Source organism: Enemella evansiae (genome assembly GCF_004362375.1).
GTDB lineage: Bacteria > Actinomycetota > Actinomycetes > Propionibacteriales > Propionibacteriaceae > Enemella > Enemella evansiae.
Window position 1 is genome coordinate 228,381 of record NZ_SNXA01000013.1, and the last position, 14,471, is coordinate 242,851.

The following is a 14,471-nucleotide window of genomic DNA, read 5'->3' on the forward strand; positions in this document are numbered from 1 at the left end:
TCAGGACACCCGGGCGTTGTTGGCGAAGGTGTCGCAGCTGTTCGGATTGCCGGAGTTGTAGCCGGTGGACAGCCACTGCTTGCGCATCGCCGAGGAGCCGTGGGTCCAGGACTCCCGGTCGACCCGGCCCTGGGTCTGCTGCTGGATCCGGTCGTCACCGACGGCGATCGCGGCATCCACCGCACGGTTCAGGTCGTCCTGGGTGACCCCGGAGATCGGGCCCTGCGGGTCGGCGGTGGCGTTCTTCAGCCAGACCCCGGCGAAGCAGTCGGCCTGCAGCTCCAGGCGTACCTGCGGGGAATCCGGACCGGTCACGTTGCCGGCCGACTGGGCCTGCTGCATGGTGCCGATCTGGTTGGAGATGTGGTGGCCGTACTCGTGGGCGATGACGTACGCCTCGGCGCCGTCGCCGCCCTGGGCGCCGAGCTGGCCGGAGAGCTGGTCGAAGAAGCCGGTGTCCAGGTAGATGTACTGGTCGGCCGGGCAGTAGAACGGCCCGACCGCCGAGCTCGCGGTCCCGCAGCCGGTGGAGATCTGGCCGGTGAAGATTCGGGTCTGGGTGGTCTGGTACCCCTGCAGGGTCTGCGACCAGTAGCCCTGGATCGAGTTGGTGTACGCCACGAAGCGGCAGTCGCGGTTGGTCTGGATGTCACCACCGGTGCGGCAGTTGGCGTAGGGGTTCGGCGCGTTCGGATCCTCCTGCGGCTGGCTGCTGGTGCCGCCGGCCATGCTGGTCAGATCGACCCCGAGCAACTGGGACAGCAGGAACAGCACGATCATCATGCCGATACCACCGCCGACCGCGATCCGGCCGCCGCCGCCTCCGCCACCACCGCCGGACACCTGTCCGGGATCGAGCCGAGCGTTGTCGTTGTACTGCATCCGCACCTCCGAGGGAATCGGCAAAAGTGTAGCGTCGCCTGCCCGGCGGCTCGCTACACCTTGATCAACGCGCCATGATGGACGGATGCGGATCGTGTGCGTGTCGACCCCTGGCGGGAGGGAGCTGTTCGCCAGCGACCTCGGCCACGGTGAGGATCCGCACGTCGCGGTCTGGCAGCACGGGCTCAGCCTGACCCGCCCGCTGTCGGCCACCCGCGACGGTGAGGAGATCGTGCTCACCGTGCAGGGCGCACCGCATTCCCACGGTCAGGTCCGGCTGCGCCGCCCGCGCGGTCTGGATCCGGATCTGCACACCGAACCGGGTGAGGTGCCCCAGGTCCGGCAGCGGGTGGCGGCGTACGGGATCGTCACCTCACCCCGCGGCCTGCTGGCCACCCAGTTCTCCGACCGGACCCATGTGCCCGGCCAGTGGGGGCTGCCCGGCGGCGGGGTGGATCCGGGTGAGGAGCCGCCGCGGACGGTGGTCCGGGAGGCCTGGGAGGAGTCCGGGCAGCGGATCGAGATCGGTGACCTGGTCGCGGTGCAGTCCGACCACTGGATCGGCCGGGCGCCGAACGGCACCCTGGAGGATTTTCACGCGGTGCGCCTGGTCTATGCCGGCACCTGCGCCGAACCCACCGATCCGGTCGTGCACGACGTCGGCGGGACGACCTCAGCGGCCCAGTGGGTCGACCTGGCCGCCTGGCGCCGCGTCTGGTGGACCGCCGGCGCCCGCTCCCTGCTCGACAAGAACCTCTGAACGCCAGCGATCCAGCGAATCCTGGGTGCATACCCCCAGCCCTGCAGGGCTCGCGGGGTGCACGGTGGATTCGCTGGATCGCGAAGCTCGGGCGGGGCCTCCGACTATCGCCGGAAGTAGCTGATGATGCGCAGCAGCTCGACGTAGAGCCAGACCAGGGTCGCGGTGAGGCCGAAGGCGGCCTTCCAGGACTGGTTGGCCGGCGCACCCATCGCGACGCCGCGCTCGATGTAGTCGAAGTCCAGGATCAGGTTCAGCACCGCCAGCACCACCGCGATCGCGGAGATGAGGATGGGGAGCAGGCCGACCGGGCCGGTGACACCCGAGCGCAGACCCAGGTTGATGCCCAGGAAGGACAGCCCGAAGTTGGCGAGCAGGGCGACCGCCATCGCGATCGTCGCGATGCCGACGATCTTGGCGAACCGGCCGCTCACCTTGATGTTGAAGAACTTGTAGGTCGCCAGGGTCACCGCGGCGGCGACGAAGGTGCCGAAGACGGCCTGGACGACGATCCCGGGATAGATGGTCTCGAAGATCTTGGAGATGCCACCGACCATCACGCCCTCGAGCGCGGCGAAGACCATGACCAGCCCGACCGGCACGTGCCGACGGGCCGCGACGATGAAGGTGATCACGATGGTGGCCAGCGAGGCCCCGATGGCAGCCGGGAAGATCAGCTGATCCGGCATCATGAAGAAGGTGGCGGCGGCCACCAGCATGACCACGGCCATGGTGACCGCGGTCTTGGCGATGACGTCGTCGATCGTCATCCGCCCACCCTGCTGCTGCGGGGCGCCCTGTCGGGTTCCGCCCTGCTGCAGGTACGGCGAGAAGGCGTCGTCGCGGGAGAGAACGGGGTTCGAAGTGCGCATGGATTCCTCCGGATCGCAGGAGTGTTGCGTACCCCATGGTAGCCAACCGGACCACCGATCCGCCCCTGCTCGGGGTCGGCTCAGGGGTGCCCCCGATGGGAGTCGAACCCATACTGGGGCGGGTTTAAGCCGCCTGCCTCTGCCGTTGGGCTACGGGGGCGTACGCCCGGCCTGCTGCCGGGCCCGGCCTGCTCAGGACGGCGACTCGGTCACCCGGCGCGGCACCACGGTCTCCGGCTCGGCCGGGCTCACCGGACGACGGTACTGATCGTCGGCGGCCCGCTCCGGGGCCACCTCGTCCTCACCGATGAACAGTGCATCGAAGGGGGCGCCGAGCTCCACCGGATCGGACTCCTCGGCCGGTTGTTCCCGCGCCGGCTGAGCTGCCGCCTCCTGCTCGTCGGCGGGCGACTGGGTCGCCCCGAGCAACAGGCGGATGATCATCACGATGGAGACGACGAGCACCAGCGCCGGAATGGCCAGCACGAACCACTGCCAGGTTGCCATTGCTGCTCGTGTCCTCCTGCGTCCTGCGGGTCAGTCCCATCAGACTAACTCTGCTCGGTGGTCGTCGTGGACCGATTTCCACCCCGGATGGTACCGGAGATGCGTGTCAGGGCCATCCCGGAATCTCAAGCTTCTCTCAGGTCAGGGTGTCATGTTTTCGCATGACTCCGCACCTTCTCGGGGGTCTGAACTTTTCCTGAGCCGCTTTTCAGCTCTTGCTGAATCGTGCGGCGGCCTGCGTCAGGCAGGGCTGATCGCCGACGCTCGCGAGCGCCAGGACCGCCTCGTCGCCGAGCGGGTTGACCCCCGGCCCGACGGCGAGCGAGTGGGCGACCAGCACGTGCAGGCACTTCACCCGATCGGGCATCCCGCCGGCGGAGATGCCCTCGATCTCGGACACCTCACCGAGTTCCTGGCGGTCGGCCAGATAGGCACGGTGGGCGGCGGCGTACGCCTCGGCGAGCTCGGGGTCCTGACCGAGCCGCTCGGTCATCTCGGCCATCAGGCCGCCGGATTCCAGCGTCGAGCAGGCGGAGATCGCCCGGGCGCAGGTCAGGTAGTAGGTGGTCGGGAACGGCGTCCCGTCCGGCAGCCGTGGCCGGGTCATCAGCACCCCCGGGTGGCCCTCGGGACAGCGGTACGCGACCGCGGCCACCCCGCGCGGGGTGCGCTGCAGCTGCTCGGTCACCGCCTGCTCGTCGGCGGGGGTGAAAGGCTCTCGGCTCATCGGGTGGTCTTCTTGGGAGTCGGGGTACGCGAGGGGGTCGGCGTCCGGGTGCCGTCGGTGATCGGCGGCTTGGCCGAGGGCGGGACCGGTGGCGGCGCCGGCTGGTCCGCGGCACCGACCGAGCCCCACATCTTCTGCCACCAGGTCGCCTCCGGCGGCTTCTTGGGGTCCCGGGGCTGGGATTCGATCCGGGTGCCGACCGGCTGGCCGTCGGGCCCGATCACCCGGTAACCGGTCTCCCCCGGCACCACCCAGCCGAGCCGCTCGCGGGCCTGGGCCCGGACGTAGTCCGGATCGTCCCAGCGCTGCAGCTGGTTGTTCAGGTCGTCGATGCGGGCCTGGGAGCGCTGGATCGCCTGCTGGTTCTCCGCGTTCTGCCGCTCGGTGTCCAGATAGATCCGCAGGCTGGAGGCGTAGGACAGCACCAGCACCGCGAGCACCACGAACAGCGCGACCGCGCGCCGGGTCAACCCGAAGCGGCGGAACTGCCGGCCATCCTCGGCGGCGGGCTCGGCGGGTGCACCGGTGCGCGTCTCCAGCCGTTCGGTGACCGGCGCCGCGGTGTCCCGGGTACGGGACGCGCGGGAGCCGGTCCGGGATCGCGGCTTACCGCGCCCCGGACCGGCTCCCGCGCGTCGTGTACGTGGCTTGTCCGGCATCGGTTCCAGTCTAGAGGCGCCGACCCTCAGCCCCTGGCAGCGAACCGCGGGAACGCGGACGCACCGGCGTAGGTCGCGGCGTCGTCGAGGTCCTCCTCGATCCGCAGCAGCTGGTTGTACTTGGCGACCCGCTCGGACCGGGCCGGGGCACCGGTCTTGATCTGGCCGCAGTTGGTGGCCACCGCCAGGTCGGCGATGGTGACGTCCTCGGTCTCACCGGAGCGGTGCGACATCATGCAGCGGTAGCCGCTGCGCTGGGCCAGCTCGACCGCATCCAGGGTCTCGGTGAGCGGACCGATCTGGTTCACCTTGACCAGCAGGGCGTTGGCGGTGTCGGTGTCGATACCGCGCTGCAGCCGCTCCGGGTTGGTCACGAACAGGTCGTCACCGACCAGCTGGACCTTGTCACCGAGCTTGTCGGTGATGGTCTTCCAACCGTCCCAGTCATCCTCGTTCAGCGGGTCCTCGATCGAGACCAGCGGGTACTTGCCGACCCACTCGGCGTAGATGTCGGTCATCTCGGCGGCCGAGAGCTGCTTGCCCTCGAAGGCGTACGAGCCGTTCTCGAAGAACTCGCTGGCGGCGACGTCCAGGGCGAGCGCGACCTGGCTGCCCGGCTCGTACCCGGCGGCCTTGATCGCGACCAGGATCAGATCGAGGGCCTCGGCGTTCGAGTCCAGGTTCGGCGCGAAACCGCCCTCATCGCCCAGACCGGTGGACAGGCCCTTGTCCTTGAGCACCTTCTTCAGCGCGTGATAGACCCCGGTGCCCATCTCCAGCGCCTCGGCGAAGCTGGCCGCACCGATCGGGGCGATCATGAACTCCTGGATGTCCACATTGGAGTCGGCGTGCGAGCCGCCGTTGAGGATGTTCATCATCGGCACCGGGAGCACGTGCGCGTTCGGGCCGCCGACATAGCGGTAGAGCGGCAGTTCGGCCGACTCGGCGGCGGCGTGCGCGGTGGCCAGCGAGACCCCGAGGATCGCGTTGGCGCCGAGCTTGCCCTTGTTGTCGGTGCCGTCGAGCTCGAGCATCGCCTGGTCGACGAGGCGCTGTTCGCTGGCCTCGAAGCCGAGCACCTCGGGCCCGATCTGCTCGATCACGTTCTCCACGGCCTTGCGTACGCCCTTGCCGCCGTACCGCTCGCCGCCGTCGCGCAGTTCGACGGCCTCGAAGGCGCCGGTGGAGGCACCGGAGGGAACGGCGGCCCGCCCCTGGGAGCCGTCGTCGAGGAGGACCTCTACTTCAACGGTGGGATTGCCGCGGGAGTCGAGGATCTCGCGGGCGTCGACGAATTCGATGGTTGCCACGGTCGTGCCTTTCGAAAGAGCTGTGCGTCCGTCGGGCCGGCTTGCTTCCCGACCACGACCCCACCCTATTGGCCTCCGGCGTACGCTTCGCCCACGGCCCGATTCACAGATCGGAGAACTGATGGCGACACCTCGTCGCAGCCGGGTGCTGCTCGGTGTACTGGTGGTGCTGGTCGTCCTCGCCGCCGGGGTCGGGGCGTGGTTCGCGTTCGGACCGGGCACCGGTGGGTGGTCCGCCTCCGATGCCGCCACCCCGACCACCCAGACGGTCCGCGCGACGCTGAGCACCCAGCGGCAGACGGTCTCGGCCACCGGCACGATCGCGCCGCGCAGCCAGGCGAATCTGAACTTCGCGGTCGCCGGCACGGTGACCGCGGTACCGGTGTCGGTGGGCCAGCAGGTCAGCCGAGGGGCGATCCTGGCCCAGGTCGATCGGACCCAGCTGCAGGCCGCGCTCGAGCTCGCCCAGGCCCAGTTGGACGCGGCCTCGGCCAGCGCGAGCCAGCTGCGCGATTCGGGGAACGCGACCAGCGCCCAGCTGAGTTCGGCCGATGCGCAGGTCACCTCGGCCACCGCCAAGCGGGATCAGGCCCAGCAGTCGCTGCGGGACGCCGACCTGGTCTCCCCCATTGACGGCACGGTCGCGCTGGTCACCATCGCCGCCGGGGACCGGGTGATCGCCGGCCAGTCGAGTTCGAGCGGTCTCGGCACCTCCGCCACCGGCACCGGTTCCGCCACCGGGTCGGGTGGTTCCGGGCAGTCCGGTTCCGGGCAGGCAGGTGCAGCGGGTCAGGCGGGTGCGGCCGGTCAGGCAGGCTCCGCGGGATCGTCCGGGGTGTCCGGATCGGCCGGGTCGGGAGCCACCGGGTCCACCGCCCAGCTGGTGGTGATCGCGACCGACGCCTGGCTGGTGAACGCGCAGGTGAGCGCCGCCGACCTGCCCCGGATCAAGACCGATCAACCGGTCGAGATCACCCCGGCGGGCAGCTCGCAGAAGGCCGCCGGCACGGTCGCCCAGGTCGGTGTGATGGCCGCCAGCAGCAGCGGCGGGGCGGCCACCTTCCCGGTCACCGTGGCCGTCGCCGGCAACCCGGCGGGCCTGTACGCCGGCGGCTCGGCGAGCGTGTCGATCGTGGTCCGGCAGTACGACGACATCCTGACGGTGCCGACCGCGGCGATCCTCACCGAGAACGGGAAGACCGTGGTCCGCAAGCTGGTCGGCGGCCAGCCGGTGACCACCGAGGTCACCGTCGGCCAGGTCTTCGGCACCGATTCCGAGATCACCGGTGGCCTGCAGAACGGCGATGAGGTCCAGGTCACCGGTCGCAGCTTCCAGCGCTCCGCCAGCCCCAGCGCGAACCGCGGCCTGGGCGGCAACCACGGTCAGGGCGGTGGATGACCGAGGTGATCGACCCGGACCGCCGGGACACCGACGGCCCCGCACCGCGGGGTCTGATCAGCCTGCGCCAGGTGTCCAAGACCTACGCCTCCGGGGCGCTGCGGGTGCAGGCCCTGCGCGATGTCGATCTGGAGGTGGAGCGCGGCGACTACCTGGCCGTGATGGGCCCCTCGGGTTCGGGAAAGTCAACCCTGATGCACATTCTGGGCTGCCTCGACGTGGTGAGCAGCGGCAGCTACCACCTGGCCGGCACCGATGTGTCCGCGATGTCGGAGCGGCAGCTCGCCGAGGTCCGCAACAACGAGATCGGTTTCGTCTTCCAGCAGTTCAACCTGCTGCCCAGCCTGTCGGCGCTGCGCAATGTCGAGCTGCCGCTGATCTATGCCGGTCTGGGCCGCACCGAGCGCCGGCGCCGGGCGCTGCGCGCGCTGGACCGGGTCGGGCTGGCCGACCGGGTCGACCATCGCCCCGGTGAGCTCTCCGGCGGCCAGCAGCAGCGGGTCTCGGTGGCCCGTGCCCTGGTCACCGATCCGACCCTGATCCTGGCCGACGAGCCCACCGGCAATCTGGATTCGCACTCCACCGAGGACGTGCTCGCACTGTTCGCCGAACTGCACGCCGCCGACCGCACGATCGTGCTGATCACCCACGAACGCGAGGTCGCCGACCACGCCTCCCGGGTCGTCACCATCCGCGACGGGGAGCTCACCGAGGCCCCGGGATCGGCGCCCCGATGAATCTCGCCGAGACCCTGCGTACCGCCGTGGAATCCCTGTGGGCACGGAAGATGCGGTCGATCCTCACCATGCTGGGCATCCTGATCGGGATCGCCTCGGTGATGCTGGTGGTCGGCCTCGGCCAGGGCGCCACCGCCAAGATCACCGATCAGATCAACAAGCTGGGCACCAACCTGCTGATCGTCACCCCCGGCTCGGCCACCACCAGTTCCGGGCTCCGCGGCGGCCGCGGGTCGGCGACCACGCTGACCGCCGACGACGCCCAGGTGCTCGCCGATCCGCGGGTCGCCCCCGACGTGCTGCGGGTCGCCCCGGTCAACCAGTCCCAGCTCTCCCTCACCGTCGGCACCACCAACTGGACCAGCAATGTCGTCGGCACCACCCCCGACTGGCTGGGGGTGCGCAATCGCACGGTCAGCCAGGGCCGCTTCTTCACCACCGACGATCTGGACAACGGCCGGCTGGTCGCGGTGCTCGGCGCCACCACCGCCGGGCAGCTGTTCGGCGGCCGGGATCCGATCGGCCAACAGGTCACCGCGAACGGGCAGAGCTTCACCGTGCTCGGCGTGCTGGACCCGGTCGGCGCCTCGATGATCACCGACGAGGACGACCAGCTGGTGGTGCCGCGGACCACCTTCGCCACCCGGTTGTCCAGCAGCGCCAACACCCGCCAGGTGTCGGCGATCTATCTGGAGGCCCGCGACCAGGCCAGTCTCTCGGCGGCGTACCAGGAGGTCACCACCGCCCTGCTGAACACCCACGGCACGACGCTCGCCGACCAGGACTTCCAGGTCAGCAGCCAGCAGTCGCTGGTCGACACGGTGCAGTCCACGGCCGCGACGTTGACGCTGCTGCTGGCCAGCATCGCCGGGATCGCGCTGCTGGTGGGTGGTATCGGGGTGATGAACATCATGCTGGTCTCGGTCTCCGAGCGGGTCCGGGAGATCGGGCTGCGCAAGGCCCTGGGTGCGACCCCGCTGGTGATCCTGCGGCAGTTCCTGGTCGAGGCCGGGTTGCTCGGGTTGATCGGCGGGATGCTCGGGGTCGGTCTCGGCATCGCCGGTGCGCTGACGCTGCCGAAGCTGCTCGACCAACCGGTCGCGGTGTCCCTGCCGGCCACCGCGATCGCACTCGGGGTGTCGCTGCTGATCGGCACGGTCGCCGGGGTCTACCCGGCCTCGCGGGCCGCCCGGCTGGCCCCGATCGACGCGCTGAGGAGCGAATGATGCAGGATCGACGAACCGCGATCCGCGTCGGCGGCGCCGTCCTCGGACTGGCGGTCCTCGCCGCGGGTGGGGTCGGCGTGGCCCGGGCACTCACCCGGCCCGCGGACCCGAACGCGTCGCTGCGGACCGCGGTGGTCTCGCGGGGCACGGTGCAGCAGGTGCTGCCGCTGACCGGGTCGGTGCGTCGCGTCGATCAGGTGCGGGCGAGCTTCCCGGTGGCCGGCACGATCAGCGGGGTGAACGTCGCCGTCGGCGATCAGGTGCGGCAGGGTGACGTGCTCGCCACCATGGATCCGCTGCCGCTGCAGACGGCGCTGCTGGACGCCCGGGCACAGCTCGCGCAGGCGCAGGCCCAGCTGGACAGCGACCAGAATCCGACCGCCCCGCCCCGGTTGCCCCAACCGGGTGCCGGGGCGGTACGCCCGGGCGCACCGGGCGTACCCGATGGTGCGGGCATACCCGGTGGTGCGGGCGTTCCGCAGGTCCCGGTACCGAGCGACCTGCCCCGGCCGACGCCCCCGGAATCGGTGACCCGGCTGCCGGCCGCGATGACCGCGGTGCACGAGGCGCTGGCCGCCCAGCAGGACGCCTGCCGACCGATCCTGACCGCCGTCACCGACGGCTGGCCGGCACCGGTCGAGCGGCCGCCCGCGAGCCCGAACCGGACCTGGTCACCGACGCCGAGCCGGTCGGCCGGCCCGAGCGCGTCCCCCACCACCCGCAGTGCGTCCCCCGCCCCGAGCGCCTCCCCCGCCCCGAGCGCGAGCCCCACGCCGGCACCGACCGCGGACCCGACCCCGAGCACCTCGGCGGCCGCTCCCCGGGAGCAACGACTGACCAACCCGCCGCCGATCCCGCCCGGGCTCGATCCGGCGCAGTTCACCGCCTGCAGCGACGCACTGCAGCGGCTGGTCGCCAGCCAGCAGCAGGCGGCGACGCTGATCACCGAGGCCGCCACCGCGCTGAACGCCCCCGCGGTGAACGCCGGCGTACCCCAGCCCCCGGCCCAGCAACGGCCCGTTCCCCAGCCGCCCGCCGGCGTACCCGCCGGCGTACCCTCCGCCGCGCTGCCGACCGCCACCCCGACCGTGGACCAGGCGAAGGTCGCCACCGACCGCGCCGCGGTGCTCGCCGCCGAGCAGGCGATCGCACAGGCCCGGTCGAATCTCGACGCCGCCACCCTCAGGGCGCCGATCGCCGGCACCGTGGGCACGATCGGTTTCACCGCCGGCACCGCGGCCACCCCGAATGCCGCGATCACCGTGGTCGGCGGGGGTGCCGCGGAGGTGACCGTGCCGGTGCCGCTGACCAACCGGCCGCAGGTCCAGCTCGGCCAGGAGGTCCGGGTGAACGCCCCCGGCAGCCTGACCGCGGATCCGGGCACGATCACCGAGATCTCCCCGCTGCCGGTCAGCGCGACCGCGAGCACCCCGAGCTACAACGTCACGGTGCTGGTCGCCGACCCCGGACCGGGGTTGGCCAGTGGCGGCCGGGCCGATACCGGGATCGTCGTCGGGCGGGTAGCCGACGCGGTCACCGTGCCGGTCTCCGCGGTGACCCGGGTGGCCACCGGTACCGGCACGGTCCGGGTGCTGGACGGCACCGGGGTGCGCGATGCGACCGTCGCGACAGGCCTGGTCGGCGGGGGCCTGGTCGAGATCACCGGCGGGCTCACCGCCGGGCAGCGGGTCGTGCTCGCCGACGGCGCCCAGCCACTGCCGACGACCCAGCTGCGTAACCTGCGCGGCGGCCAGAGCGGGAGCGGGCAGAACGGGAGCGGGCAGCAGACCCCGAGCGCCCAGCCGAGCTGAGCGGCGTCAGGACGCGGAATCGGTCTCGCTGCGGCGTACCTCGTCCTCCAGGCCGCGCAGCGCGTCCCGGACCGCCTGCTCGGCGTCGATGCCGCTGGCCCGGGCCCGGGAGACCAGGGCGAGCGCCTGTGCGCCGACCTCGTCGGCGGTGATCGGCTCCTCCGGCAGATCGAGCGGTACGCCGTGACTGGCGCTGCGTGACATCACCTTGTCCGCCCGGGCCAGCGCGGACAGTGCGGTGGGGATGCCGTCCAGGCTGGAGGTGCGCCCCTTCTCGGCCTTCTTGCCGGCCTCCCAGGTGGCGTTCAGGTCGTCGGGTACGCCGGTGTCGGCGAAGACCCACGGGTGCCGACCGACGAGCTTGTCGCCGATCCCGCGGGCCACGTCATCGATGTCGAAGCGCTGCTGCTCGGCGGCGATGGCGGCATGGAAGACGACCTGCAGCAACAGATCCCCGAGCTCCTCGCGCAGATCGGTGTCGTCACCGGCCTCGATCGCGTCGACGACCTCACCGGTCTCCTCGATCAGATAGTGCACCAGCGAGCGGTGGGTCTGCCGGGCATCCCAGGGGCAGTCGACCCGCAGCCGGGCCATCACCGCGACCAGCCGGTCCAGCTCGGACGGTGTGGTCTCGCCGGTGCTCATCGTCAGCGGGCGGCCGGCTGGGAGAGCGAGCCGCTGCCGATCGCCTGCTGGTCGTTGGCGACGTCCTCCAGCCCCTGCAGCCCGTAGCGCGGGTTGACGGTGACCGGGATGAAGCCCATCGCCGCGGCCAGTTCACCCTGGCCCAGCTTCTGCCCGAGCGCGTCCACCTTGACCAGGTCCCGCACCAGCTGGTTGCCGGCCGGGTTGGCCATCAGCTCCGGCGGGATCTGCAGCTGCGGCAGCAGCGCCTGGGTCTCGGTGTCCAGGTTGATGTTGCGGGACTGTGCGATCTGTTCGGCGGCGGCGGCGCGCATCTTCACGCTGAGCACCAGGGCCGGCTCGGCGATCTTGGGGTTGATCGCGGTCAGCTCGCGGGAGGTGTCGGCGACCTCGCTGGTGGTGATGGTGCGGTCCCCGACCGTTGCGGCGGTGGACGGGCTGTTCGCGCAGCCACCCAGCCCCATCGCGACCACGACGGCCGCGGCGGCCAGCCCCGCAGTCACTCGACCTCGGAAACCTGTCCCTGCCATGCACCCACTCCTTGTCGCGACCCCCGGTGTCCCGGGCCGCGGTCAGTCTAGTGCGTCGGTTCCGATGGTCGAGCCAACTGCCGGTCCGAGATCCGGGGTGTCAGCCCCGGTCCCACACCCGATGCTCGGCGAGCAGTTCGGCGAGCGCGGTGACCGCCGTGGCGGGATCACCGGTGACCACACCGGTGGCCGCCGCGTTGAGACCGAGCGTCGCGGGATCCACGCCGTCGAGAACCGCGATCGCCTTGCCGTGCCGGTACGCCTCATCCAGCAGCCGGATGATCTTGGCGTCGTCGGCGGGGTTGGGTCCGGCCGATGGGTCGGCGGCCACCACGACACCGTCCCACTCGATCGAGGCCGCGGTCGGGTAGCTGCGCTCGATCGGCTGGTCACCCAGGGTGCCGCCGTTCGGTGCGGTCAGCAGGGGCACCATGCCGGCGGCCCGGATCGCCTCGACCGTCTGCGCGGCGACCGCGGCATCATCCGGCCCGGCGACGATGACCGCGACCTTGCGGCCGGTGACCGGCCAGCTCCTGCCGAGCTGGCTGAGCGCCGGGCTCGGATCGACCTTGGCCGGCTTGGTGTCGGCCTTCGGCACCGAGAGACCCAGGCCGGTGGCGACGGCTTCGGCCAGGTCGGTGTCGATGGCGGCCAGGCAACCCAGCTGGCGGGTCTTGATGGCCTCCTCGTAGCACTTGCCGAGCTCGAAGGTGTACGCGTCGATCACGTGCTGCTGTTCGACCTCGGTGAGCGAGGTGTAGAACAACCGGGCCTGGCTGTAGTGGTCCTCGAAGCTGGCCGAGAGCTCCCGCACCTTCTCGCCCTGCACCGGGGTCGGCACGTCGATGAACGCCCCCTCGGCCGTCCCGGCGGTGAAGGGGCAACCCCCGTCGAGCGAGTTCGGCCGGTACGGGGCGACTCCCCCGTGGTCGGCGGCCTGGTGGTGGCCGTCGCGCTGGAGATCGTTGACCGGTGCATGCGGCCGGTTGATCGGGATCTGGGAGAAGTTCGGCCCGCCGAGCCGGCTGAGCTGGGTGTCGATGTAGGAGAACAGCCGGACCTGCAGCAGCGGGTCGTTGGTGACGTCGATACCCGGGACGAGGTTGCCGGGATTGAACATCACCTGCTCGGTCTCGGCGAAGTAGTTGATCGGGTTCCGATTCAGCGTCATCGTGCCGATGATCTGCACCTCGCACAGTTCCTCGGGCACGAGCTTGGTCGGGTCGAGCAGGTCGATGCCCTCGAAGGTCTCCTCGGGGGTGTCCGGCATCACCTGGACGCCCAGGTCCCAGACCGGGTACGCCCCGGCCTCGATCGCGTCGGCCAGGTCGCGGCGGTGGAAGTCCGGGTCCATGCCGGCGGTCAGCAGGGCCTCCTCCCAGACCTGGGAGTGCACCCCCTGGCGCGGCTTCCAGTGGAACTTCACCAGGCTGGTCCCACCGTCGGCGTTCACCATCCGGAAGGTGTGGATGCCGAAGCCCTCCATGGTGCGGAAGGAGCGCGGGATGCCGCGGTCGGACATGTTCCAGATCGTGTGGTGCTGCGCCTCGGAGTGCAGCGAGACGAAATCCCAGAAGGTGTCGTGCGCGCTCTGCGCCTGCGGGATCTCCCGATCCGGCTGCGGTTTGGCCGCGTGCACCACGTCGGGGAACTTGATCCCGTCCTGGATGAAGAAGACCGGGATGTTGTTGCCGACCAGGTCGTAGTTGCCCTCGCTGGTGTAGAACTTCGTCGCGAACCCGCGGGTGTCGCGCACCGTGTCGGCCGACCCGCGGGAGCCGAGGACGGTGGAGAAGCGCACGAAGACCGGCGTTTCCGCACCCTCGGCGAGGAAGGCCGCGCGGCTGATCCTGCTGGCGGCGCCGTTGGCGACGAAGGTGCCGTGGGCCGCGGCTCCGCGCGCGTGCACGACGCGCTCGGGGATCCGCTCGTGGTCGAAGTGGGTGATCTTCTCCCGCAGGTGGTGGTCCTGCAGCAGGACCGGGCCGCGGCGGCCGGCTTTCAGCGAGTGATCGGTGTCGCGCAGCCGCACTCCGGTCGACGTGGTCAGGTACGCCCCCGCCTGGGCGTTGGTCTCGGGTGACGAGCCGTAGTCGACGCCGGTCGGCGACACATTCGCCGGGCCGGCCTGATCCGGCTTGGGCGGCAGCGGATCGCGCGCCTTGGTGGGCTCGTCCAGTGCGGGCGGTTCCGAGGTCGGACCAGCCGGCGGGTTCAACTCTACGGCCTCACTTCGTTCGGCTTCATTTCGATCGGCCTTCTGCCGTGCCATGACATCCTCCTGGTCGAAATCTGTGCAGTTCACGGGTACGCCCCGTCGCCTCGCCGGCTGGCGAGACCGCGCCCGACGACTTCCTACCCAGCCCCGGGCAGCTGGAAACGGTGCTGTCCGCGCATCGGGCGAAT

At 71.0% G+C, this 14,471-nt stretch carries 14 protein-coding genes and 1 tRNA gene; 5 read left to right on the forward strand and 10 right to left on the reverse strand.

The window, feature by feature from the left end; translation table 11 throughout:
- Complete coding sequence (gene ypfJ, locus C8D81_RS18720; RefSeq protein ID WP_094356010.1) at positions 1-882, reverse strand: KPN_02809 family neutral zinc metallopeptidase; 882 nt, start codon at positions 880-882, stop codon at positions 1-3.
- An 85-nt stretch (positions 883-967) separates the two neighbouring features.
- Between ypfJ and C8D81_RS18725 the strand changes: the two genes are divergently transcribed.
- Complete coding sequence (locus C8D81_RS18725) at positions 968-1,642, forward strand: NUDIX hydrolase (protein WP_094356009.1); 675 nt, start codon at positions 968-970, stop codon at positions 1,640-1,642.
- 104 nt (positions 1,643-1,746) lie between these two features.
- Here the strand turns inward: C8D81_RS18725 and C8D81_RS18730 are convergent, their stop codons facing one another.
- The 6 genes from C8D81_RS18730 to eno form a co-directional block, all read right to left on the reverse strand.
- Positions 1,747-2,514, reverse strand: a complete 768-nt coding sequence (locus C8D81_RS18730; RefSeq protein WP_094356008.1) for a Bax inhibitor-1/YccA family protein — start codon at positions 2,512-2,514, stop codon at positions 1,747-1,749.
- An 87-nt stretch (positions 2,515-2,601) separates the two neighbouring features.
- Positions 2,602-2,674 (reverse strand) — tRNA-Leu (locus C8D81_RS18735).
- Between the two features lie 32 nt (positions 2,675-2,706).
- The gene (locus tag C8D81_RS18740) at positions 2,707-3,021 is read right to left on the reverse strand and encodes a hypothetical protein (protein ID WP_098477273.1); all 315 of its coding nucleotides are present in this window, start codon (positions 3,019-3,021) and stop codon (positions 2,707-2,709) included.
- Between the two features lie 208 nt (positions 3,022-3,229).
- Positions 3,230-3,748 carry a DUF501 domain-containing protein gene (locus C8D81_RS18745; RefSeq protein ID WP_094356006.1) on the reverse strand — a complete coding sequence of 173 codons (519 nt, stop codon included), beginning with the start codon at positions 3,746-3,748 and terminating at the stop codon, positions 3,230-3,232.
- The gene (locus C8D81_RS18750; protein ID WP_229117883.1) at positions 3,745-4,407 is read right to left on the reverse strand and encodes an FtsB family cell division protein; all 663 of its coding nucleotides are present in this window, start codon (positions 4,405-4,407) and stop codon (positions 3,745-3,747) included. The genes C8D81_RS18745 and C8D81_RS18750 overlap by 4 nt, the downstream gene beginning before the upstream one ends.
- 26 nt (positions 4,408-4,433) lie before the next feature.
- Entirely contained in the window at positions 4,434-5,717 is a 1,284-nt protein-coding gene (gene eno / locus C8D81_RS18755) for a phosphopyruvate hydratase (RefSeq protein ID WP_133626592.1), read from the reverse strand.
- 121 nt (positions 5,718-5,838) lie between these two features.
- Here eno and C8D81_RS18760 point away from each other — a divergent pair, with 121 nt between their 5' ends.
- The 4 genes from C8D81_RS18760 to C8D81_RS18775 are packed head-to-tail and all read left to right on the forward strand — an operon-like array spanning position 5,839 to position 10,890.
- Complete coding sequence (locus tag C8D81_RS18760; protein WP_166646895.1) at positions 5,839-7,116, forward strand: efflux RND transporter periplasmic adaptor subunit; 1,278 nt, start codon at positions 5,839-5,841, stop codon at positions 7,114-7,116.
- Positions 7,113-7,853: an ABC transporter ATP-binding protein gene (locus tag C8D81_RS18765; protein WP_098477275.1), complete on the forward strand. Its 741-nt coding sequence runs from the start codon at positions 7,113-7,115 to the stop codon at positions 7,851-7,853. Before C8D81_RS18760 ends, C8D81_RS18765 begins: the two co-directional genes overlap by 4 nt.
- Positions 7,850-9,079: an ABC transporter permease gene (locus C8D81_RS18770; protein WP_094432601.1), complete on the forward strand. Its 1,230-nt coding sequence runs from the start codon at positions 7,850-7,852 to the stop codon at positions 9,077-9,079. The genes C8D81_RS18765 and C8D81_RS18770 overlap by 4 nt, the downstream gene beginning before the upstream one ends.
- On the forward strand, positions 9,079-10,890 hold the full coding sequence (locus C8D81_RS18775; RefSeq protein WP_166646896.1) for an HlyD family efflux transporter periplasmic adaptor subunit: 1,812 nt from the start codon (positions 9,079-9,081) through the stop codon (positions 10,888-10,890). Before C8D81_RS18770 ends, C8D81_RS18775 begins: the two co-directional genes overlap by 1 nt.
- Positions 10,891-10,896: 6 nt before the next feature.
- On the opposite strand, the gene C8D81_RS18780 is transcribed toward C8D81_RS18775, so the two are convergent.
- The 3 genes from C8D81_RS18780 to C8D81_RS18790 form a co-directional block, all read right to left on the reverse strand.
- Positions 10,897-11,535, reverse strand: a complete 639-nt coding sequence (locus tag C8D81_RS18780; protein WP_094356001.1) for a MazG family protein — start codon at positions 11,533-11,535, stop codon at positions 10,897-10,899.
- Between the two features lie 2 nt (positions 11,536-11,537).
- The gene (locus C8D81_RS18785) at positions 11,538-12,065 is read right to left on the reverse strand and encodes a hypothetical protein (RefSeq protein WP_133626594.1); all 528 of its coding nucleotides are present in this window, start codon (positions 12,063-12,065) and stop codon (positions 11,538-11,540) included.
- A 100-nt stretch (positions 12,066-12,165) separates the two neighbouring features.
- Positions 12,166-14,337, reverse strand: a complete 2,172-nt coding sequence (locus tag C8D81_RS18790) for a catalase (RefSeq protein ID WP_133626595.1) — start codon at positions 14,335-14,337, stop codon at positions 12,166-12,168.
- Positions 14,338-14,471: the final 134 nt, after the last annotated feature.